Origin of the sequence: Candidatus Enterococcus leclercqii (genome assembly GCF_009933135.1) — a bacterium.
GTDB classification, from domain to species: domain Bacteria; phylum Bacillota; class Bacilli; order Lactobacillales; family Enterococcaceae; genus Enterococcus_C; species Enterococcus_C leclercqii.
On record NZ_MAEH01000012.1, the window covers coordinates 191,497 to 215,275 of the forward strand.

At 43.6% G+C, this 23,779-nt stretch carries 17 protein-coding genes; 5 read left to right on the forward strand and 12 right to left on the reverse strand.

The genetic code is table 11. The features are described 5' to 3' along the window. Positions 1–111: 111 nt before the first annotated feature. The 6 genes from gtfA to BAU14_RS06255 form a co-directional block, all read right to left on the reverse strand. Complete coding sequence (gene gtfA, locus BAU14_RS06230; protein ID WP_161899225.1) at positions 112–1,548, reverse strand: sucrose phosphorylase; 1,437 nt, start codon at positions 1,546–1,548, stop codon at positions 112–114. A 68-nt stretch (positions 1,549–1,616) separates the two neighbouring features. Next, positions 1,617–3,311 (reverse strand): alpha-glucosidase, encoded by a 1,695-nt coding sequence (locus BAU14_RS06235; protein ID WP_161899226.1) that lies wholly within the window; start codon positions 3,309–3,311, stop codon positions 1,617–1,619. Then, positions 3,301–5,004, reverse strand: coding sequence for an alpha-glucosidase (locus tag BAU14_RS06240; protein ID WP_161899227.1), 1,704 nt, complete (start codon positions 5,002–5,004; stop codon positions 3,301–3,303). The genes BAU14_RS06235 and BAU14_RS06240 overlap by 11 nt, the downstream gene beginning before the upstream one ends. A 10-nt stretch (positions 5,005–5,014) precedes the next feature. After that, positions 5,015–5,854, reverse strand: coding sequence for a carbohydrate ABC transporter permease (locus BAU14_RS06245; protein WP_161899228.1), 840 nt, complete (start codon positions 5,852–5,854; stop codon positions 5,015–5,017). Further along, on the reverse strand, positions 5,854–6,747 hold the full coding sequence (locus tag BAU14_RS06250) for a carbohydrate ABC transporter permease (RefSeq protein ID WP_161899229.1): 894 nt from the start codon (positions 6,745–6,747) through the stop codon (positions 5,854–5,856). Before BAU14_RS06250 ends, BAU14_RS06245 begins: the two co-directional genes overlap by 1 nt. 86 nt (positions 6,748–6,833) lie before the next feature. Further along, positions 6,834–8,327 carry an ABC transporter substrate-binding protein gene (locus BAU14_RS06255; protein ID WP_161899230.1) on the reverse strand — a complete coding sequence of 498 codons (1,494 nt, stop codon included), beginning with the start codon at positions 8,325–8,327 and terminating at the stop codon, positions 6,834–6,836. A 349-nt stretch (positions 8,328–8,676) separates the two neighbouring features. On the opposite strand from BAU14_RS06255, the gene BAU14_RS06260 reads away from it, so the two are divergent. After that, positions 8,677–9,663 carry a LacI family DNA-binding transcriptional regulator gene (locus BAU14_RS06260; RefSeq protein WP_161899231.1) on the forward strand — a complete coding sequence of 329 codons (987 nt, stop codon included), beginning with the start codon at positions 8,677–8,679 and terminating at the stop codon, positions 9,661–9,663. Between the two features lie 287 nt (positions 9,664–9,950). Here the strand turns inward: BAU14_RS06260 and efp are convergent, their stop codons facing one another. Both efp and BAU14_RS06270 read right to left on the reverse strand, forming a co-directional pair. Further along, positions 9,951–10,514, reverse strand: coding sequence for an elongation factor P (efp, locus tag BAU14_RS06265; RefSeq protein ID WP_161899232.1), 564 nt, complete (start codon positions 10,512–10,514; stop codon positions 9,951–9,953). A gap of 96 nt (positions 10,515–10,610) precedes the next feature. Next, positions 10,611–11,567, reverse strand: coding sequence for a cation diffusion facilitator family transporter (locus BAU14_RS06270; RefSeq protein WP_161899233.1), 957 nt, complete (start codon positions 11,565–11,567; stop codon positions 10,611–10,613). Between the two features lie 144 nt (positions 11,568–11,711). On the opposite strand from BAU14_RS06270, the gene BAU14_RS06275 reads away from it, so the two are divergent. Then, on the forward strand, positions 11,712–12,071 hold the full coding sequence (locus tag BAU14_RS06275) for an iron-sulfur cluster biosynthesis family protein (RefSeq protein WP_161899234.1): 360 nt from the start codon (positions 11,712–11,714) through the stop codon (positions 12,069–12,071). 135 nt (positions 12,072–12,206) lie between these two features. On the opposite strand, the gene BAU14_RS06280 is transcribed toward BAU14_RS06275, so the two are convergent. From BAU14_RS06280 to BAU14_RS06295, 4 genes are all read right to left on the reverse strand, one after another. Continuing rightward, entirely contained in the window at positions 12,207–13,136 is a 930-nt protein-coding gene (locus BAU14_RS06280) for a hypothetical protein (RefSeq protein WP_161899235.1), read from the reverse strand. A 503-nt stretch (positions 13,137–13,639) separates the two neighbouring features. Beyond that, complete coding sequence (locus BAU14_RS06285; protein ID WP_161899236.1) at positions 13,640–15,298, reverse strand: glycoside hydrolase family 13 protein; 1,659 nt, start codon at positions 15,296–15,298, stop codon at positions 13,640–13,642. Next, positions 15,295–16,929 (reverse strand): glycoside hydrolase family 13 protein, encoded by a 1,635-nt coding sequence (locus BAU14_RS06290; protein ID WP_161899237.1) that lies wholly within the window; start codon positions 16,927–16,929, stop codon positions 15,295–15,297. The genes BAU14_RS06285 and BAU14_RS06290 overlap by 4 nt, the downstream gene beginning before the upstream one ends. 129 nt (positions 16,930–17,058) lie before the next feature. Beyond that, the gene (locus BAU14_RS06295; RefSeq protein ID WP_161899238.1) at positions 17,059–18,822 is read right to left on the reverse strand and encodes a glycoside hydrolase family 13 protein; all 1,764 of its coding nucleotides are present in this window, start codon (positions 18,820–18,822) and stop codon (positions 17,059–17,061) included. Between the two features lie 465 nt (positions 18,823–19,287). Here BAU14_RS06295 and BAU14_RS06300 point away from each other — a divergent pair, with 465 nt between their 5' ends. The 3 genes from BAU14_RS06300 (at position 19,288) to BAU14_RS06310 (ending at position 23,005) form a co-directional block, all read left to right on the forward strand. Then, on the forward strand, positions 19,288–20,556 hold the full coding sequence (locus BAU14_RS06300; protein WP_161899239.1) for an extracellular solute-binding protein: 1,269 nt from the start codon (positions 19,288–19,290) through the stop codon (positions 20,554–20,556). A gap of 226 nt (positions 20,557–20,782) precedes the next feature. Beyond that, complete coding sequence (locus tag BAU14_RS06305; RefSeq protein WP_161899240.1) at positions 20,783–22,132, forward strand: carbohydrate ABC transporter permease; 1,350 nt, start codon at positions 20,783–20,785, stop codon at positions 22,130–22,132. A 3-nt stretch (positions 22,133–22,135) separates the two neighbouring features. Further along, positions 22,136–23,005: a sugar ABC transporter permease gene (locus BAU14_RS06310; RefSeq protein ID WP_161899241.1), complete on the forward strand. Its 870-nt coding sequence runs from the start codon at positions 22,136–22,138 to the stop codon at positions 23,003–23,005. The last annotated feature ends 774 nt before the right edge of the window (positions 23,006–23,779 follow it).

Sequence of the window (23,779 nt, forward strand, 5' to 3'; positions counted from 1 at the left end):
TAAGTTAGCCATCCATATCAATACGATCAAAAGCAGCAGGACTGCTGACGGTTTACACCCGCATACAGTCCTGCTGCTTTTTTAGGTGGATTACTTTTTTCGAGCTTCTTCTTAAAAGACACGATTTCCGTTTTCACTAATAGTAAATGTCTTCGACACCAAATCAGCATTTAAAACAGCCTGTATCCCCTCTTTACCTGTTCTGACAATCACCAGCTCACTAGGACTCGGCGTCTTCACCTGGATTTCTCCCGCCAAGTCAAAAGCTGGACTGGTATTACGAAAGCGCAGCAAGTCAAACAGTGCTTTGACTACTGGTCGCTCAGTCTCCTCAGCAATTTCTGCTAGACTATAATAATGACGGTTGATGTTGCGGCCTTCTTTGGTAGTTTCCAACAATTGAATATCATTTTTCCCCGCTAAAAGTCCTACATAATAAATTTGCGGGATTCCTGGTGCAAAGCATTGAATCGCCCGCGCCAAAAGATAGCTGGCATCATCGTCTCCCAGCGCACTGTAGTAAGTGCTGTTGATCTGATAGATATCCAGATTGTTGTAGCTGGCCGAAGAGTAAACCTTCTTGACGTTGGCTCCTACTTCATAAAGTTTTTCGGAGGTATAGTCCAGCTCTTCTTGTGTCAGCAAATCTCTGGCATCCACCACACCGATACCATCATGGGTGTCCAACGTCGTGAATTGTTTCATGGGACTCAAGGCAAGCCATTTAGCCAGACGATCGCTGCGACCACTGTACAAAGCATGTAAAGTCAGCATTGACAGCGCGAAATCATAGATGAAATAGTCGTGGTCTGCAATTTTCATTTGAATCGAATAATGCTCATGGATTTCCGGCAAAAGCTGAATCTCGTATTTTGCTGCTTCATCACGAACCTCTTCCAGCAATTCCCAGATCTCCGGCTCTACAAAGAAATCATTGGTATCTAATTTTTTTATCGCATAGGCAAAAGCATCCAGACGAATCAGTGAACAGCCATGCTTGGCCATGTCCTTCAAGGTATCACGGATAAATTGTTTAGTCACAGCTTTGGTCACGTCCAAATCAATCTGCTCTTCCCCAAACGTATTCCAGACCAATGTCTTCTCCCCGTCTTCAAAGACCAGCTCTTGAAAAGGGGCTTTATCTTTGCGTTTGTAGATCAAGTCGATGTCAGCTTGCGTTGGCCGGCCCTCGGGAAAGAACTCGTGTACTTGGATAAACATCTCTTTATAAGGTGAGCTTTCATGGTGAGTTTTGAAGTCTTGAAAATACTCGGATTCGCGGGAGATATGGTTAATCATGAAGTCAAACATCAGGTAGTACTCTTCTCCTAGGGCTTCAATTTCTTCCCATGTCCCAAAAACGGGATCGACAACCCGGTAATCACTAGGAGCAAATCCTCGGTCCCCGGTAGAAGGAAAGAATGGTAACAGGTGAACACCTCCCACAACTCCTTGCAAGTGATCTGTCAAAACTTTCTTCAATTCTTTCAAATCACTTCCCAAACTGTCGGCATAAGTGATTAGCATGGCTTGGTTTTTAATGTTCATAGCTATTCCTCTTTTCACAAGCAGGCGACTGCTGTCCGAATGGTTATCAGAACTGCCGCCGCCTGCTGTTAATAATTTGTTGTAACCAAAGCTTCATAAGGACGCAGAAGATAATTTCCAGAAGCTTTCTTTTCAGGAAAATCCTCATAATTACCTAATACCCGCTTTTCAAAAGCTGCCGGCAGCTTAAAAGCTATCAAACGGTCACTGTTGTTGATTGCAATTGTCAAACCCTTGCCATCTGGCAACAGTCGTTGATAGGCAATGATTTCATCTGTAGTGTCCGACAAGGGAGCAAACAGACCGTACACCACCGCTTCTTTGTAGTCTTTATCTTTCCGAAGAGCCGTTAATTTCCGGTAATAATTCAGCACCGAATACGGATCAGGCGATTCCGACTCCGCATTCAATGAGACATAGTTTGGATTGACCCTCAGCCACGTCTTTTCCGCATCCGAAAATCCCGCGTTTTCACTATCGTTCCATTGCATCGGTGTACGAGAATTGTCACGACTACGACGGTTCATGGCAGCCAAAGACTCGCCTTCACTCAAGCCTGCCAATATCCCCCGCTGGTATTGATCATAAGTAGCCACATCATCGTACTCGTCAATACTAGTCATCTCGATATTGGACATCCCCAACTCCTGTCCTTGGTAGATAAACGGTGTCCCCCGCAAAAGCATAAACAACGTGGCAAGCATTTTTTTAGCAGTGTCATTATTTTCAGCAGCCGGTAGATACTTACTGATAGAGCGCGGCTGATCGTGATTTTCCAGATATAAGGCTCCCCAGCCAGCGCTTTGGGTCACTAGCTGGCTGTCAAAAATATTTTCCCGCAACTGTTGCCAAGTCCAGCCACTAGGTTTAAACCACTCCCCAGTAACAGGCACGTCAATATCGGTGTAACTAAAGTCAAAGACCATTGAATAATACCCCTCCGGACCTATGTATTCCGACAAACGCTCTGCCGGCACATTGGCTTCTGCGACGGTCATCGCATCATGAGGTTTGAAACAACGCTCCTGCATTTCTTGCAACCAGACTTCAATTCCCGGCTGATTCAAAATCCAATGACCGATAAATGCCAATCCATCTTCCCCATCGGCTGGCAGCTCACCAAAGACCAGTCGCTTCTTGATATTTAGGATTGCATCGATCCGAAAGCCCCCTAGTCCTTTATCCAGCCAGTAATTAATCATCCGATAGATTTCTTCTCGCACTTCGGGATTTTCCCAATTCAGGTCCGGCTGCTTTTTGGTAAATGCATGAAGATAAAACATGTTTTCTTCCCCTGCCACTTGCGTCCAAGCATTATCGCCGAAATAGGTTCGCCAATTATTCGGCGGCTGGCCTTCTTGTCCTTCACGGAAAATATAATAATCCCGGTATTTGCTTTTAGGATCGGCTAACGCTTGTTGGAACCATTCATGCTCATCAGAGGTATGATTTACCACCAGATCCATCAAAACCTTGATGCCGCGTTTTTCAGCTTCTCTCAACAAGCGATCAAAATCTTCATTGGTACCAAAACGTTCATCAATTTGATAATAGTCGGCGATATCATAACCGCCATCATCCATTGGTGATTTATAGATAGGACAGATCCAGATGACATCAACCCCCAGCTTTTCCAAATAAGGCAATCGCTGGATGATGCCGGGCAGATCCCCGACACCGTCTCCGTCGGTATCTTGAAAACTTTTAGGATATATTTGGTAGACCACCGCCTCTTTCCACCATTCACGTGTTTCAGGTAGCAAGGCTCTCCCCTCCTGTCTCGTACCAGATTACGCTCTGATACGGTTGCAGCTCCCCATAAGCTGTCGTTTGTATAAACCCTGGCAGGTTATTCAGTAATGGCTCGTTGACAGCTTTTTTTAGCGGAATTTTTTGCATATTTGCCGTTAGATTGGCTACCACTACTAATCGCTGCCCCTCGCGCTCACGATAATAAGCTACCAGTCCTTTTACCTCTTGCAATACCGGCACCGTTCGACCATAAATCATCAGCGGTGCTAATTTCTCGCTTTTTCGCAAGCTAGTCATCTTTTTGAAAAAGTTCAACAACGAGTCTGGTTCAGCGGCTTGCCAGGCTACGTTCACCTGCGGATAATTTGGATTAACGGCAAACCAAGGGGAAACCTCGCTGAATCCGGCAAAGTTGCCAGCGTCCCATTGCATCGGTGTTCGACTATTTTCGCGGCACTCCTGATTGATTTTTGCTAAAGCTGCTGCCGGTGTGAGACCTCTCAACAGATAATCTCGGTAACTGTTATGGGTTGCCAAATCCAAGTAACCATCAATACTTGTTTTCGGGTAATCCCGCATTCCGATTTCTTGGCCTTGGTAGATGACTGGAATTCCCCGCAGGAAAAAGTACATCATACTCCAGGCGGTGATACTGTCAAAACTGATGTCTTTCTGTGGAATCAACCGATCGGGCATCCTCGACAAATCGTGATTTTCCAAAAAATTGGTGAAGAAAACTCGATCGTTGGCCAACACTTGCTTTTTGTATAACTTTTGCTTCAACAGATCTACGAAGGCGGCGGGATCTTGCTGATATTTCTCCTCTTGAATCGTGTAAGGCGTGTGGTAAAAATCAAAAATGCTGGAGAAATACCCATTGTCTCCGAAATATTCAAGCCACTGATCAGGATCAGGCACGTCCATCTCGGCAATTGTCAGCACATCAGAATCAGCAAAAATTGCCTCTCGCATCTCCTTTAAAAACTCACCAATCCCACAAGCATTGCGGTATTGTTCCCAAACAGTCGCCAAGCCATCCGGCCCATCTGGCGAGATGATCTTCTCGTCGTAGATTTTCTTAATGTGGGCAATGGCATCAATCCGAAAACCAGCTACTCCTTGATCCAGCCAGTAGCGAATCATTTCGTATAGTTTCTGACGCAATTTGGGATTCTCCCAATTGAGATCCGGCTGTCCTACTGTAAAAAGATGCAGGTAGAACTTATTGTCCGTCCCGGAGATTTTTTCCCAAGCGCTGCCGCCAAACATGGAACGCCAGTTATTCGGCGGCGCTCCGTTTTCACGGCCTTCTTTGATGACATAATAGTCCGCATACTCGCTATCTAAATCTGCCATAGCCGCCTTGAACCAAGGGTGTTCAGTAGAGGTATGGTTGATTACCAAATCCATCAAAATCTTGATTCCTTTTTCACCGGCTTTGGCCAGCAACTCGCTAAAATCTTCGTTGCTTCCAAAAGATGGATCGATTTGGTAATAGTCAGAAATGTCGTAGCCGTGATCCATCATGGGAGACAAATTGACTGGACTAATCCAAACAACATCCACCCCCAAATCTGTCAAATGATCCAGGCGCTGCGTGATGCCAGCAATGTCACCAATGCCATCATGATTAGTATCTTGAAAGCTTTTCGGGTAAATCTGATAACCGATGGCTGAGTGCCACCATTTCATCTTACTTGTCATAAGTTACTCCTTATTTCACAGCACCATCAGAGATACCACGGATAATATTTTTCTGCAGCAGTAAAAATAAGATAATAATCGGCACAATCGTAATCAGTACTGCTGGGAAAATTAAATCCCACGCATTCCCATACTGTCCTGATTGAATCTTGGCAAAATAGATCGCCAATGTCAGTGTCTTCTTTTCACCATTGCCAATAACTAAAAACGGTAGTAAATAATCGTTCCAAATCCACATCGCATTCAAAATAATTACTGTCATCGTCGTTGGCCGCACCAATGGCATGATGACTTTGAAGTATACTTGGAAAACCGAGGCACCATCAATTATGGCGGCCTCTTCCAAAGCGATGGGAACACTCTTCATAAAGCCGTGGTATAAGAAAATTGACATACTCATTCCGAAACCACCGTACATCAAAATCAAGCCCAGTGTATTTTTAAGCCCTACATTGTCAAACATATTAATCAATGGGTACATGACAGCCTGAAATGGAATCAGCATGGAGGAAGTAAAAAACAACAGCATGATGCTAGACACTTTAGACTTGAAACGGACCATCATCCAAGCAACTGTTGAAGAAACAAACACGATCAAAGCCACAGCAATCACGGTGATAATCACTGTCAAGACGATTGAATTACCCAAGTCAATCTCTTCAATAGCCCGCCGAATATAGGTGAAATCAATTTTCTTTGGAAGAGCCAACGGTGTTTTAACAATTTCTGATTGTGACTTGAAGGAGTTGATTAATAAAAAACTGATGGGAAATAAAGTATAGATGGCCAGCACAGTCAAAATCAGATAACGCAGAAAGCCAAACTTTTTAAACTTACCAACTGATTTCATTACATTTCAACCTCTTTTCGTTTCGTGATCACAACCTGAGTCAGAGAAACTATTGCGATAATAACAAAGAAAATAACTGCTTCTGCTTGTGCCAAACCATAGTTATTTGAACTGTCTCGCGGTGCTCGCAATATTTGTAGTGCCAGCATCCGGGTATTGAACTCTCCGTTGGTCAATGCGACGTTGGGATCCAAAAGTTTGAAGCAACCAGATAACACCATGAAAAAGACAATTGTGAACGACGGCATCAGCATAGGAATTGTGATATTTTTAAATCGCTGCCAAGCGTTGGCTCCATCCATCGCGGCGGCTTCATACAACTCAGTAGGAATATTATTTAAACCAGTGATATAGATAATCATCATGTAGCCAGACATCTGCCAAGTAACGACCATCAGCATTGCAAACAGATTTTTAGTATTGTCTTGCGTCATATTGGTCAAAAAACTGATTGGTAATAGCCCATCTGGTCCAAATAAGACTTGTGAGAAAATATTTTCAAAGATGAACAACCAGATAAAACCCAGTGCCAATCCGCCTAACAAATTGGGAAGGAAAAAAGTTGCACGGAAAAAACCAACTGCTTTTCCAATACTGTTGACTAAAAGTGCCAATCCTAACGCTACGACGTTGACAACAACAACCGCTAACAGGGTAAATTTAACTGTATAGAAGAAGGCCTGACGAAAACTTTCACTTTCAAATGCTTTACGATAGTTATCTAACCCTACCCAAGCTTCAAACGCATTCCCACCTCCAGCGAAATAGACGCCCCGCCAAGCTGAGAAGGAATAGATCAAACCGATGATAAACGGAATGATTACCACACAGGAATACAAGACAACTGCCGGAATCGTGAAGGGAGCAAACCATTTCTTATAGATATTTTTCATAACTTCTTTCCTCCTATCAAAAATCGTCTTTTACGAATAACCATTGGAGATTCCTCCGTAAAAGACGATTTTGACTCGCTTTAAACTCAGTAAGAACTATCTTGTTTCAGTTCCTGCCACTTCTTGATTACTTTGTCGGCAAAATCAGGATAAGTTCCTGCATCCCACTCTTTTTTAGTCATATAGTTTTCTTTCAACTCGTTCCCTACATATTCCAAGAAATTGCCCGGTGAAGCATTGAATGGATTCGACAATGTTTTTCCGGTTTTCAAATAGGAAATCAGCGCTTCATTTAACGTGTTACTACCACCACTGTCCAAGTCATTGAACAAGATGAACCCAGATTCATCTTTCAAGAATTTCAGGCCACGGTCTGATGAATACAGCCAAACCAGAAAATCTTCCGCCAATTTGATTTTGTCTTCAGAGACTTGCTTGTTGATGATCCAATAGTTAGGCACAAATGTCGGAATCGTCTTGTTGTAATCTTCTGGTGTCCAACCTTCTAAATGAATATCTTTTTGCTCAAAAGGCATTTTGATGGGAATAATATCCAGAGTTGCCAACATGTCTGGATTTAATTTATTCAAAGTAGGATAAATCCAGTTCCCTTGTTTGATAAATACCCCTTTGTGATCGGCAAATAGTTGCAAGGAATTGTCATAACTACCGACAGTCCCGTTGATAAATTCAGAGCCGCGAACTAACGGCCCATCTTCACCAGCTGCATGGGAAGTGTTGTAATCCAGCACCTCCATGTATTTGACCAGTGAATCTTTCATTTCATCAAATTTGCTTGGGTCAGAATACAATGCATCGGAATAACTGCTAAACACTGTATTCATCGCCACATTAATCATGTGATCAGAATAGGTCCACTTTTCCGCACCTGCTTCAACAAAAATGCCTGTGAGGCTCTTAGTCAACTCTGTTTTTTCAGCTGCCAATGGGTACTCGTGACCGTTCAAACTCAAAGTCGCCACTTTATCAGATTGCAAGTATTCATTCAGGCCATTCGTAAAATCGGTAAATCCTTGGAAATCAACCGTTTTTAAATCAGTCAGCAAGGCATCTTGATCTGCTGCCGGAAACAGCTCCTTCAAGACATCTTTATCCACGATATAGCCATAACCTTCAACAGTATAAGGTAAGCCAAAATTTGTTTTATCATCAACGGACAAGCGCATGTTTTCAGGAACTTGTTCAGCCAGCTTCTTCAACTCTTCATTGCTGCTGTCTTGGAGGTTGTACATGAAGTCGCCGTCTTTTGGTCCCCAAGTAATCAAGCTGTTGGTTGCGAAAATTGCCGGTGCATTTTTTGAAGTCATCTCAGTATTCATCGTCTCTGTTACATCAGCACCGGATCCTGGGGAGAAGGTTTTCACTTGAATCCCTGTTTCCTTTTCATAATCCTTTGCCAATTCTTTCAGCGAATCGGAAATCTCACTCTTGGTATTAAAAATGTAAAGCTCATCACTTTTTGCAGAATCCCCTCCAGAATTTCCGCAGCCAACTAAAACTAAAAGTGCCAGTGCCAGTGCCGCTGTCGTCAACCCAGTAACCAATTTTCTTGTTTTCATGTTGCTCATTCCTCCTAGACGTTTTTTCCCCTTTAATTGTCAAAAGAAAGCAAAAGTTTAATTGTTCGCGCTTTCTTTTTCTGACTCGAGTATATGTCAATCGTTTTCATATGTCAATCGTTTTCATAAACTTTTTTCGTTGCTATATCAGTGAATATGACTATAATTAAACTGGAGAATAGATTATGTATTCAGGATTTAATCTGCTGCTTTGGGGGCCAGACGGAAAAACCTACTGCTTGACTGACCAGAAGAAAAAAGTTTTTGCGGCGACCTCGGGTGAGCAAAAAAGCTAAATTTATTTCCTAACATGAAATACAAATTGCACACAACTAAAGGAGTTTTGAGAATGGCCAGTATCGAAGACGTGGCAAAAAAAGCCAAGGTATCGGTGACAACTGTGTCCCGCGCCTTGAACGACCATCCTTATGTATCGGATAAGACGAAGAAAAAAATCTATAAAGCGATGGAAGAATTGAACTACTACCCCAACAATGTCGCTCAACAGCTGCGGGGTAAAAAATCTAAGATGATTGGCGTTATCATCTCTTATATCACCAATCCTTTTTTTGCCAATCTAGTAAATACCATCGAAAAAACGGCGTTGGAATTAGGCTATCATCTGGTCGTGCTGCAAACCCAGGGCAATCCCCAGTCAGAAGCGTTCTATATCCAGATGATCCAGAAAAAGCAACTGGACGGCATCATCATCACAAACTTGGAAACTGCTACGCCGCAGATTAAACAACTGATGGCAGAAGGTAAAATTGTTTTGTGCAACCGCTATATCGGCGACGAAGAATTGACTGTCATCAAGATTGACGAAGAAAAGGCCAGCTATGAAGGCACCCGCTATTTAATTAATCAAGGCCATCGCCGGATTGCTTTTTGTACTGGTAATGTGATGAATGTCCATGACCACCGCTTCAAAGGCTTTCTTTTTGCCCTGCGGGATCACGGCCTAACATTCGATGAGACACTTTTCTTTGAACGAACATTAGGCGTTCAAGGGGGCCGAGATTTTCTGCAAAAATTTGCTGCTATGAGTCCTGAAACAGCTCCGACTGCGGTTTTCTCCAATGGTGATGAAGTAGCTGCCGGAATTCTCAGTGAAGCACGTAAACTAAAAGTTGCTATCCCACAAGATCTGGCGGTACTGGGTTTTGACGATCAGCCCATCGCTGCTTTGACGTATCCTGAAATCACTACGATCCGTCAGCCCATCGCTGAAATGGGGACAGCGGCGGCAAAAAGTCTGATTGCTGCTATTGAAGGAGACAGTCAGCCGGAAATTCCCACGCTCGCCACTGAGCTGGTCATTCGAGAAACGGTCTGATTTTTTGAAACCTGCTGACAGAAATTTGTCAGATTAAGTCTTTTTCAAGTGGCAGAAAACAAATACTTTAAGCCGGTTAAGAGGAAACAAATTTCCTTTGGCTTGCTGAAATCAAGCTTAGTCGCTATTTGAAATTTTAAGTAACGAAAAGACGGCAAGCTGCCACTCGTTTTCAACGGAAGCTTGTCGTCTTTTACTGGTATCTTACCTTTATTCAAGTTGTAATTTCCGATCCCAGAGCCGCAAAAAAAGCGGAACCCGAAAAATCGGATCCCGCTTTATAAGTGTTACTTGCCGGCACGTTTTACATAAGTGCCTTCAGCTGTGTTGATTTCCAATAATTCTCCAGCTTCGACAAAATCAGGAACATTGACAATCAAGCCGGTTTCCATTGTTGCTGGTTTACCAGAGCCTGTCACAGTTGCCCCTTTGATTGATGGTTGCGTTTCTGCTACTCGCAAAACAACGGTTGAAGGCAATTGTACGCCGATGACTTCGGAGCCGTAAAATTGAATCTTCACTTCCATGTTTTCCAAGATATATTTCATCTCTTCTGCAACAGTTTCTACCGGGATTTCATATTGTTCGTAAGTTTCGGTATCCATGAAGTAACCAGTATCATCCATTGTGTACAGGTATTGTACATTTTTGGTATCGATGTGGGCTTTTTCAAATTTTTCATCTGGGCGCAAAGTTGTATCATAAGTTGCACCAGTCCGTACATCGCGAAGTTTCATACGCATAACAGTATTGCCTTTACCTGGTTTGTGGTGGCTGGCGTCCAATACTTTGATCAGTTTGCCGTCTTGGATGAATGTCATCCCGGCCCGCAAATCACTTGCTGAAATCATGATAATCCTTCTTTCCGTAAATTAGTCCTTGTTCATTTTAGCAAAAGGCGGGCAGAAGCGCCACCTTTCAAGAAAAATTCTTTTCACGTTTGTTTTTTATTCCTCTTTTTGCGGCTGACCATGGTCGTGATAATTTTCTTGAAATTCATCCACTTCAATGTAGATATAGGCTTTCTTATCTGGCAGTCCTCCCCGGATATTCGCTTCGATTTCGTTGATGATACTGTAAGCGGCGCCTTCTTTGGGAGCCACGATGTCGACTTTGGCGGCAATCATGATCTCATCTGCTGACATGTGCAGTGTTTTAATGTCAATCAAACGCTCAATGTCCGGTCGTGCAAAAGCACTTTTGATTTTGGCAAGATCGCCGGCGGTTACGCTCTCCCCAATAATCAGACTGTAAAATTCTTTCGCCAAAAAGATAGCCGCAAACATCAATAACAGGCCAATCAGCAACCCACTTAAAGCATCAAACACGGCGTTGCCGGTGATCATGGTTAGAATTGTCCCCGCTAATGCCAACAGCAGACCAATCACTGCACAGAAGTCTTCCGTGAAAATAATTAAAATCTCACTGTGACGGCTTACTCGTAAAAATTTGAACAGGGGCAGCTTTTCTGTATTTAGTTCGGCAATCTCTTTAAACGCGATTCGCAATGAACTTCCTTCGACCACCATCCCGAAAATCAGGATACCAATCACTAGCCACTGATTTCCCACTTCATGGGCTGGATGAAAGAGTTTTTCAGTTGCTTCCATCACGCCTAATGCCCCACCACCGAAAAAGAGCATCGTTGCTACGATAGTACTGAAAAAGTACTTTGCCCGTCCTTCACCAAACTGATGAAGCTCGCTTTGGCCGACGCTGGCTCGCCGATCCCCTACAATCAATAGCGCCTGATTGCTACAGTCTACTACACTGTGAATAGATTCATTTAGCATCGCGGCACTACCGCTCAGTAGATAACCGATAAACTTACTGATGGCTACCAAAATATTGGCAATCAAGGCGGCAATAACCGCCATCATGCCTCCGTTTTTCTTTTCTTCCATTCGGCTCACTCCTTTATTTCCACCGCTATCGTCTCCCTCATTATAATTTTTTTCAAGAAAAGGCCCTAACAAAAGCTCCTCAGGCAAAAAAATAACCTTTTTTTCGATATCGTTATATGATGGCAGCAAAAGAGGTGAAGACTTATGAAAATCACTATGGATGAACAAACAACTCGCCATTTAGAGAACAAATTCGGTGTTGCCACTCGTTTGATTCTTGCTTTAAATGATGGCTCTAACGTCTACAGTTCCGCACAAGGTTGCTGTATGATTGGTGATCGTTTTCTGCTCCAGCCAGTGAAAAACAGCACCCCGCCATTTACCATTCCTTTAGAAAACGGCACCTTTACTTTTTATATTTCCGACTACGAGAAAAATTTCCTGAGAAGCGACCTGACCTTACAGTTCAAGCCAAGTTATGGAACCTTACAGCTGAAAAGCAGCGAAGGTATCTTGGACCTAGATGTAGAGTTAAAAACAGCGTCAGTAACTGTCAAACATTGAGCTCCACTGGTGACTTTTTCTATCCAGTCTGCAATTTTTAGCTATTAAAAAACCTCACCGAATCAACCACCGACAGACAGATCATGGTTCCGATTGGTGAGGTTTTAGCTTTATTTTTTGTGCTATTTTTACAAATCAGCGATAGAATGTCTGCTCCAACCAGGTGAGTGTCGTGTAGGAGACTTCTTCGGTGGGTGCTGTCAGGTAAAATTGAAAAGGTACCGGATTCTCGCCTAATGACCCTGCGCCATAACGACGAGAAAAGGCGTTCATATCCCAGCTCAAGGTGTAGCGTGACTGCCAATGATCAGTTGCAGTTACCTGATAGATTCTTTGCTCTTTTGTAAACAGCAGGCTGTCTTTGGTAATTGTCAAAGCCGGCGTTTGTCCGGCAAAGTTGCCATCTTCAGCAGGTGGCTGGCTATACCAGTGTCCTTGCAAAATTTCCGGAATTAGTGGTGTTTGGGTCTCTTCTGTTTCTGGTGGGGTCAACTCTGCGACCTTGTTTGCCACGTCATAGGTTGATTTTTGTCTTACCAGTCGTTTTAAAATTTTGTCCAGTTCCCCCCGCTCTTCTTTCAATGCCGGTTTGCCATCGGCGGCATTGCGAGCCTCCATCCACTTATTCAACGCTTCTTCATAGTTATTTTCATCCATCAATTTAGTAATTTCGGTTAACTGCCCTGAAAAAGCATCCGTCTCCTGTTGCACGCCTTTCACTTCTTCGGATTGCTCCTGAGCCTTTTGACGTATGACACGGGAAAGATCGTTGCGCTTCAATAAGGCAGCGACTGTTTCACGGCTTTGCGACAGTTGTCCGGCAGACAATTGCCGCTGACTTTTGCCAATGGCTGCAACTTGTTCCAGATAGTCTTTAGCTGTTTCATCTTCTGGCTTCTCGCTTAAAGCCATCTCAAAGTAGGCCTCTGCTTTTTGAAAGTTTCCTTTGGCAGCTGTCGTTACACCTGCGGATACAGCCGCCTTATAAGCCGGTGAATCATTTTGACAGCCGCTAAGTCCCACTGAGAGTAGCGCCATTACCAACAATAAGCGAAATTTCCCCATCACTTCTGACTCCATTTCTTTCCAATGATTTGTCTTGATCAGTCCATAGTCCTTGGCAGTCCTCACAAATCCAACCCTGGTTTTCCAATTTATTATACCAGTCTTCGCCTCAGGTACAATTGCGAATGTGACATAAGTAATTTCTAAGTGCTAAACAGCGAATGTTTAACCACAATTAATAAAAAGTATACGGGTGATAAAAAATTGTGATCCTATTGATGTCTTAGTCGGAAGAGAGAACAATTCCATACGTGTAAAGGGAAGTGAATGAGGTTGAATTAGCTTGACGAAATCAAGGAAAGTCTGGATTTGAAATTTTTAGCAATGAAAAACCGACGATCTTCCAATGATTTTAATGGAAGATCGTCGGTTTTTTTGGGCTCACGTTTGGTATTGTTCACTTCACAGGAGGGTGACTCAACCATTGTCACACTCACAATTTTTCTTATATCACCGCCACAAAAAAACGGACCTGTTCAGAATTTCAGGTCCGTTTTTTTCATTTATTTCTCATGTTCAAAAACAGCGGCATCATAAGGCGCCAATCTCATTTGTTTGGTGAGGCTGCGACTGGCAGCTTGTTTTGAAAGATTACCGAAAACATAGCGGTAGTTTTGATCTCCAGTGGCAATCAGTCGGTTGGGCAACGTTACGACTCGTAAGTGCTGGGAAAGATTCACCAATACCAATAGCGCCTTTTCCTCTGTCTGCCGCACATAGGCAAAGATATCTGGATCACCGGCTGCCACTAAGTCAAAGCTGCCTGTGGTAAAAACCGGCTCTGCCTTTCGAAAGGCAATCAAGCGCCGATAAAATTGCAACGCCGAGTCCGGATCTGCTTCTTCAACAGCCGCATTGATCAGTGGATAGTTTGGGTTCACCGCGAGCCACGGTTGACCGGTCGTAAAGCCTGCATTGACAGCCGACGACCATTGCATCGGGGTGCGGGAATGGTCTCTGGTCCAATGGGTCACCAACTTCAACGCTTCCAATGAATCGGTACCTTCTTCCAGCAACAGTCGGTAATGGTTATGAGAATCTTTGGCGTCTACTTGATCAATCCCGGTAAATGGGTAGTTGGTCATCCCTAATTCCTGCCCCTGGTAAACAAATGGCGTTCCCTTCAGCAGCATATAGGCCGTACCAATCGCCTGAGCCGATTTGGCGGTCTCATTTCCTAATACAGAATTAAAACGCGGATTGTCATGATTCTCCACATACAGCGCATTCCACCCAGCATGTTCTAAATGTTTCTGCCAACGAGCCAGCACTTTCTTGAAACCCAGTAGGTTGATTCGCTCAGCTCCCGGTTTTCCTTCACGAACATTGTGCTCCAGTTCGAAGATCATGTTGATGTAACCTTCATCATCGGTCCAATCGACTGCGCGACGGCTAGAGACACCACTGGCTTCTCCCACTGTCATGATGTCGTACCTAGCGAAAATCCCTTTCAATTCCGCCATGTACTCCTCGATACCAGAAACATTCATAAAGGGTGCCCACGGATTGTCAGTGATTTTAAAATCCCAAGACTCTTTTTGGATGTGGCTGATGGCATCTAGACGAAAACCGTCAATCCCCAGCTCCAACCACCATTCAATCATGGCATAAATTTCTTCTCTTACCTTGAAATTGGTCCAATTGAGGTCTGGCTGTTGTGGAGCAAAGACATGGAAATAACTTTCTTTACTAGTAGCATCATAGGTCCAGGTAGGCCCACCGAAAAAACTCTGCCACTCATTGGGCGGCTGCTTTTCCCCAGCAGCACTTTGCCAATGGTAATAGTTTCGGTAAGGATTCTCTACTCCTTTTTTTGCTTCCAAAAACCAAGGGTGCTGATCACTGGTATGATTGATCACCAAATCTAAAATCAGCTTCATCCCCGCTTGATGGACTTGCGCCAATAGCTCCTTGAATTGCGCCATCGTGCCATACTCCTGCTGGATATCTTGATAATCGGAAATATCATAGCCATTGTCCACATTAGGTGACTTATAGATAGGGTTCAACCAGATGAAATCGACGCCTAAGGACTTGATATAAGGCAGTTTTTCAATAATTCCATTGATATCCCCGATACCGTCGCCATCAGAATCCATAAAGCTGCGGGGATAGATCTGATAGCCTACCGCATTTTTCCACCAAGACAGTGTATCTATCATCGTTTTTCACTCACTTTCACAGCAAAAGCTTCCCACGGCGCCAGTCTGGCTTGTGCAAGATCATCTACATCGCCGGGATAGTTTCGAATGATGGTCGCCATCACCGTAAATTGCGGCAACATAACTGTTTGTTCGTCATCAGAAAAATTCCCCACGATTAACCACGTCTCTCCCTCATAGCGCCGCAAATAAGCAAAAATTTTCTCCTCCGTTGGCAACAGTTCAAACTCACCCCAGATCATCAGAGGATGTTTTTTGCGCAGTTGAACCAGCTTTTGATAGGTATAAAAAATCGAATCCGGATCAGCCAGTGCTTTCGCCGCATGAATATCCCGATAATTGGGGTTGACTGCCAGCCACGGTGTTCCGGTGGTAAAACCAGCGTGGGCACTGTCATCCCATTGCATCGGAGTGCGGGCGTTGTCGCGGCCTTTTTTGTTGATTGAAGCCAGTATTGCTTCTTTGGAATAGCCTTGTGCCAGACGTTCATGATACATGTTCACGCTTTCGATGTCGGCTACTTCACTGATGTCTTCTGCCACATAGTTGGTCATCCCCAACTCTTCCCCTTGGTAAATATAGGGTGTTCCTTTCATCATATGCAGCAAAATAGCAAAGAATTTAGCACTGGCCTCTCGGTACTCCTTGTCATTGCCCCACCGCGAAATAATTCGCGGGAGATCATGATTTTCCCAAAAGAGTGAGTTCCAGCCTTCTGTTCCCAATTCTGTCTGCCAACGAGCCAATGCTTGTTTCAAAGCACCTACTTGCAGCGGAATCAAATCCCATTTTTCTTTTCCCGGTTCCTGGTCCAGCATCATATGTTCAAACTGAAAGACCATCGACAATTCATGGCGCGCTGGATCTGAGTATAATTTAGCGATTTCCGGTGTTGCCCCCCATGTTTCTCCCACGGTTAAGAGATCTTGTTGTCCAAAGGTCGCCCGATTCATTTCTTGCAGATAGTCATGAAGTTTAGGACCATTGCCGGTCAGCTCTTTTTGTGGTTGTTTCCCAATCAAATCGATGACATCCATGCGAAAGCCGCCAATTCCTTTTTCAATCCAGAAATTCATCATGTCATAGACAGCTTGGCGGACGTTCTCATTCTCCCAATTTAGATCCGGTTGCTTTTTACTAAATAGGTGCAAGTAATACTGATTGCTGGCCTCGTCAAATTCCCAAGCACTGCCGGAAAAGGCGGACCCCAGCCCATTAGGTACGCCACCATCTGCAGCTGGATCTGCCCAAATATAAAAGTCTCGATAATCATTGTCGCGTCCTTTTTGTGCCTCGATAAACCAGCGATGCTCATCAGAGGTATGATTGACCACTAAATCCATGACAATCTTGATTCCCCGCTGTTGTGCGGCGGCAATTAGGCGATCCATATCTGCCATCGTTCCAAATTCAGCCATGATTTCTTGATAATCGGAAATATCGTAGCCGTTATCATCATTAGGAGACTGATAGACGGGTGATAGCCAGATAGCTCCGATTCCCAGCTTTTCCAAATAAGGCAGTTTTTCAATGATGCCGGGAATGTCTCCGATGCCATCACCGTCACTATCTTTGAAACTGCGGGGATATACTTGATAAACGACAACTTCTTGCCACCAGTGTTTTTCCATGTTCCTTCGCTCCTTTTACGTATGCTGCGCTTTATCTAAGCGTTGTTTGATACAGCGATAATTGTTTTTTTGATTGATTTTGATTTTAAAAAAACCGCCACGGATACACGATCACGCGGCGGTCACAACTCAATGAAGCAGCAGAAATCCCTTAGGAGAAATCAAAACCCGCTCTTCTTCCACCGTGGCTAGATTTCCCGTCAACAATTTATATCGCGGAACCGGGATCTCTTGCGTCACAGTTCCAGTATTGAAGATACCCAGAATTTTTCCGTCAGCGGATTCTCTGGCTAGTACGACCATGCCGCTGTCTTCATCGGCTTTTTGCCAATCCATCCGTCCCTCAGACAAAATCGGTTGCCATTCTTTACGAAGTGCCACCATATTTTGGAAAAAGTCGAACATGTCTTGATCTTGTTCTTCTGGATCCCAGACCATACACTTGCGGCAATCAGGGTCCATCTCACCGGTCATCGAATACTCATCGCCATAATAAATACAAGGAACTCCTGGTTGCAAATAAGTAAAGGCCACCACCTGTTTCATCAGGTCCTTATCCCCTTTGGCTTCTGTCAAAAGTCGCGGTGTATCGTGAGAGTCTAACACATTGAATTGAATTTGATTCACCTGATCGCGATAGAGCATCAGTTGGCCATTGATCTCAGATACCATTTTTTCCATTGGGATTTCACCTTTGACAAAATACCCCATGATGGCGTCTGTATAGGCATAATTCATAACTGCATGAAACTCGTCTCCTTGCAGCCAAGATTGAGAGGAATGCCAGATTTCACCGAGAATGTAAAAATCCTCCTTGGCTTCATCACAGACTTGCCGGAATTTTTTCCAAAAGCCGTGATCCACTTCGTTAGCCACATCCAAGCGCCAAGCATCAATATCAAATTCTTCAATCCAGTAACGAGCGATATGCAAGAGGTATGCCTGAACTTCCGGATTGGCAGTATTCAATTTCGGCATATGAGGGGTAAATGCAAAGACATCATAGGTCAAATCTTTGGCATCTTCAAAGTCGTTGCCTGGTGTATACGTCGCCGGAAATTCATTGACGTGGAACCAATCGGCATATTTTGAATCTGCACCATTTTTGAGTACATCCTGCCATTGGGGAGAAACATCCCCCATATGATTAAATACGGCGTCCAGCATCACCCGAATGCCTCGCTTGTGACACTCTTGGATCAATTTTTTCAAAAGTGCTTCATCACCGAAAGCCGGATCTACCTTCAAATAATCGATGGTATCGTATTTATGATTGGAGTGGGCTTCAAAAATCGGGCAGAAGTACAAGCCATTGATTCCCAGCGCTTCCAAGTGATCCAGATGGTCCAAAACACCTTGCAAGTCCCCGCCGAAAAAGTCTTGGCGATCTGGCGCTTTGGAGCCCCAAGCCAGGGTTCCTTCCGGGTCATTGCTCTTGTCACCGTTTGCAAAACGTTCTGGAAAAATTTGATACCAAACGGTGCTTTTTACCCATTCAGGCGCTTTGAAGCGGTCAGATTCATGGAAGTAAGGCATCCGGAAATAATTATTGGGCATTTGCAGATATTCTTCCTGATAAGGAAAAACACCATGGTCTCCATAAAAAATTTCCGTCCCGTCATGTCCTTTTAGATGAAATCCGTATGCTAAGCGTTTAAAAGGGGCATCCGTCTCACAGACCCAATAGTCATAGAGATTGGTGGTCAGATAACGCACCATCTTGAGGGGTGCTTCATACCAGTTTTCTTGATGCAATGTGTAGGTATCCCCGTGAAGTAGATTGGCTTCCTTGATATCTCCACGAGCAGTTCGCAGTCGAATTCGCATCTTATCGGCTGTGTACAAAAAAGCAAATTCGCTGTCGGGGCGATGATAGATTGCTGCTGTATTCATTGATTGTCATCCTCCTGAATTAAAGTCGGTGCCAAAAAATTCCTTCATAAAAAATTTCTGGCCAAGATCACAGGAATCTTGCCGAACAAATCTGATTATTCGTCCTTATTACCCGTTCATTATGGCACAATCTGCAACGCATTTCAAGAATTTTAAGCAATCGTTTGCATTACAAATCACAAGCCGTTATCTGGTGTATTTTCCTGTAAAAAGGACTTTCTCCTGAGTATTTCCACGAGGCTTGGCTCAGATTGCAGCTGTCAATAAAAACAAATCACTCTTACATATTATAGTAGGAGTTTGTTTTTGAATGATTTATTTCCTTTTTCATCCACAGAATCTTTTCACGAAAAAAACAAATTATTGAAGGATATCCCTTGACTATTTCCGCAATCGGTTGCATAATACTCTTGTAAGCGAAATCATTCTTTGACATCAGTCAAACAATTATGGAGGGAACAGGAAATGAAAAAAAATTGGAAAAAGATTCTCATGAGTTCCGCAGTATTGGGCATTTCAGCTTTGACGCTGGCTGCATGTGGCAGTAGCAAAGATGATGCGTCTGGCGGTGACACCAATACTTCCGGATCCGGCGACGCAGCAAAAATCGAAGGTGATTTGAAACTTTGGGTGGACACAGACCATATCAAAGCTATCCAAGGAATTGTCGACAACTTCGTTAAAGAAAACCCCGATGTAAAAGTTGAAGTCAAAGCCGGCTCTTCTGCAGATGCGAAAGCCGATGTTTCAAAAGACCCTGAAAAAGCTGCCGACGTCTTCATGATGCCACATGACCAAGTAGGACAAATGGCTGAAGCCGGTCTCTTATATCCAGTAGGAACCAAACAAGCTGAAACTATCAAAGAAAACAATACCGAAGCTTCTGTCAATGGTGTGACTTGGAACGATAAGATTTATGGCTATCCATACGGTGTTGAATCACAAGTTCTCTACTATAACAAATCAAAACTGTCTGCTGATGATGTGAAAACTTGGGAAACCTTGACTGCAAAAGGTAAAATCGGTACGAACTTCGGTGAAGCCGGCGCAAACTATATCTTTGGCCCATTGTTTATGAGTAACGGTGACGTCCTTTTCGGTGAAAACGGCGAAGACCTGCAAGGAACCAACTTTAACAACGACAACGGAATTCAAGTTTTGAAATGGATTGCTGCTCAAAAATCAAATCCAGGAGTTGTTCAATCTTCTGAATCTGCCTTGAGTAACCTGCAATCTGGTAAAACAGATGCCTTCCTCAGTGGCCCTTGGTCTAAAAACGACGTTGAAAAAGCCCTTGGGGACAACATGGCAGTAGCTGCTTACCCAACCATCGATTTTGGTGATGGTGCCAAACAAATGATGGCCTTCATGGGTGTAAAACTGTACGGTGTTAACCAACAAACTAAATCACCACTTGCTGCAATGGCATTAGCTGAATACTTGACCAACAAAGACTCTCAAATGATCGAATTTGAAACCAACGGCGTGATTCCTTCCAATAAAGAAGCACAAGCTGACAGCAAAGTGACTGACGATGCAGTAGCTAAAGCTGTTATGGAAATGACTGACCCTGAACACACTGTCGTAATGCCTAAATTGCCAGAAATGGTTTCCTTCTGGCCACCAATGGATGCTTTGATCAACGACACTTACAAAGGCAATATCAAAGAAGCAGACTATCAAGCAAAACTAGACAAATTTGTTCAAGACATCTCCAAAAAAGTGGAAGAATAAGTTCTGCTTTCTATTCTGACAAAGCTGCTTTGGACTTAATTGGGCAAGCCGGTGAGAACAGACTCCCTACACCGACAGTCTCCTAAGCCGTACCAAGGCGAAGAAACTTGATAAACAAACGATAATCGGGGGGTGAATTTGCGCCCCCCGCTTTTTAAAACGCTGAAGCTTTCCGCATGATTCGGAAACTTGGGCGCCTACCTACCAGAAAGTAAGGTGAGAATCGATGTTTAAACGAAAAAATTCCCAGCAACACATCACCTTTAGAGAATTGTTCAAAGAAGGCGACCTGCCGACTAAGCTATCATTTCTTATTATGGGTTCAGCCAACTTTGCCAACAAACAAATTCCTAAAGGACTGATCTTTTTAGCTACCCAAGTGGGCGTTATCGGTTGGTTGTTCTATTCAGGCTTTCACGCGCTGGCGATGCTGCAATCATTAGGTACAAAAAAACAAGGCCTCGTCTACAATGAAAGTCTCGGCATCGAAGTACTGCAAAAAGGCGATAACTCCATGCTGATCCTCCTCTTTGGGATCGCTGCTATCTTAGTCTGTGTGCTCTTATTGATTATGTATATCATCAATCTCAAGAGCGCTCGCCACATCTATGAATTAAAGCAAGCCGGTCAAACGATTCCCTCTACCAAAGATGATCTGATCAGCTTAGTGAACGAGCGGTTCCATGCAACTTTGATGACGATTCCTCTGTTGGGCGTCTTGTTCTTTACGGTTTTACCGCTTCTTTACATGATTTCGATCGCATTTACCAACTATGACCACAACCACTTGCCGCCAAAAAGTCTATTCACTTGGGTAGGTCTACGCAACTTCGGAAATGTCATTTCCGGTGATATGGCCAATACCTTCTTCCCCGTTCTCGGCTGGACCTTGATTTGGGCAGTGCTTGCCACCGTCACTAATTTCTTTTTCGGAGTTATCCTCGCCCTTTTGATTCAATCAAAAGGAATTAAATACAAAAAGTTCTGGCGTACGATTTTCGTCATTACTATGGCCGTTCCACAATTTGTCTCGCTGCTGATCATGCGTAATCTCCTCAATGATGCCGGCCCCATCAACTCCATCCTTATGAATTTGGGCTGGATCAAGAGTGCAATTCCGTTTCTGACTGACCCTTTGATGGCCAAAATTACAGTCATCATTGTTAACATGTGGATTGGGATTCCGGTTACTATGCTGGTTTCTACCGGGATCATCCAAAACCTGGACCGTGATCAAATCGAGGCCGCTGAAATCGACGGTGCCAATAAGTTCCAGATTTTCAGAAGCATTACTTTCCCACAGATTTTGTTTGTCATGACGCCAGCGTTGATTCAGCAATTTATCGGGAACATCAACAATTTCAATGTCATCTACCTGTTGACCGGTGGTGGCCCTTCAAATTCCGATTTCTACGGTGCCGGTTCTACCGATTTATTGGTGACCTGGCTGTATAACCTGACTGTCAACACGATGGATTACAACTTAGCTTCCGTTATTGGTATTCTGATCTTCATTCTATCTGCGGTGTTCAGCTTGATCATGTACACCCGCACCAATTCATTCAAGGAGGGTTAACCCATGGCCGTACAAGCAAAAAACAAAAGCTATCATCGCAAGCAACGGTTGAGTCGAACCTTGATCTATGCGATTTTGATTATCATGGCAGTTGTCTGGATGTTTCCAATCTTTTGGATTATTCTTACCAGCTTCCGGGAAGAAGGCGGCGCATTTGTCCCTTATATCATCCCCAAGCAGTTCACTTTAACTAACTATATCAACTTGCTAAAAGATGCTTCCGGTAACTATCCCTTTGTTCGTTGGTTCTTAAATACTTTGTTCGTTGCTGTTTGCAGCTGTGTGTTATCCACGTTTATCACCATTGCAATGGCTTATGCTTTGAGTCGACTACGTTTTAAACTGCGCAAACCTTTTTTGAAAGTTGCTTTGGTTTTGAACATGTTTCCAGGCTTCATGAGCATGATTGCTGTCTACTACATTTTGAAAGCATTGAACTTGACCCAAAGCCTGTTCGCTTTGATTCTGGTTTACTCAGCAGGAGCGGCACTGGGCTTTTATATCGCCAAGGGGTTCTTTGATACCATTCCAATGGCGTTAGATGAGTCCGCAATGATTGACGGGGCCAACAAATGGCAGATTTTTACTAAGATTACGTTGCCTCTGTCTAAGCCAATCATCGTCTATACCGCTCTGATGGCATTTATGGGCCCTTGGATGGATTTCATCTTCGCCCGCGTCATCATGGGAGACAACATCCAGAAATACACGGTGGCCATCGGGTTGTACACGATGATGACTCGCACCACCGCCAACTCCTTATTCATGACCTTCACCGCCGGCTGTGTTCTGATCGCCATCCCTATCACACTGCTGTTCATCTACATGCAGAAATATTACGTCGAAGGCATCACATCCGGTTCCGTCAAATAACAAACCAATAATAAGAGCAGCTGAGGAGATTCCTCAGCTGCTCTTATTATTATTTCAAAAACACATATATACCATTAAACAAATATTTTTTTATGGCATAACAATCCTATAAAAAGACCGACATTGTAGCTTTTTTCACTATCTTTAAACTCAAAACCCTCCCATTTTTTTCAATTTTAAAGAAAAAAAAGGAACAAGCCAATGAAAACACTATCAAATCAGGCTTAGCTCAGTTAATAATGATTCAAAATAGCCTTTTCTTTATTCAAATTTCCATTCAATAATTGTCTTTCCTGCCAAAGGGAGATAAAATTAACTTGTAAACAAGAGATAGCTCAAGCGGGCTTCCCCGATATTCCGAGATTTCCCCAACTAGACACAATTGATTTGGTTTACGGTCTCCCCAACCTTAAACTTTTTTGACTGGTGTCTTTTGTCAAGGAATATTGCCTTGCAGAGAAAGATCTTCTTGGTTTTCACTTTAGCTGTTGTTTCATTTTCAAAGGCAGGTTATCTGAACGACACCTGCCAACTCAACCTCCCAATAATATATCTGATACACTCTCCCTCAACTGCCGAAAGCCCCCCTGCTTTCGGCTCTTTTTGGCTCTTCGTCAAATAGTGTTGGTGAGTTCAAATTGAATGAGTGAATGAGCTCAGGCAGGAAAAAATTCTTGCCTGAGCGCTTTTTTATTTTTCGCTCTTTCTTAAACAAAAATCAGCCCTTGGATGATGTAGATTCTTGAGCGAAAATTCAGGAAGTTCCGATATCCA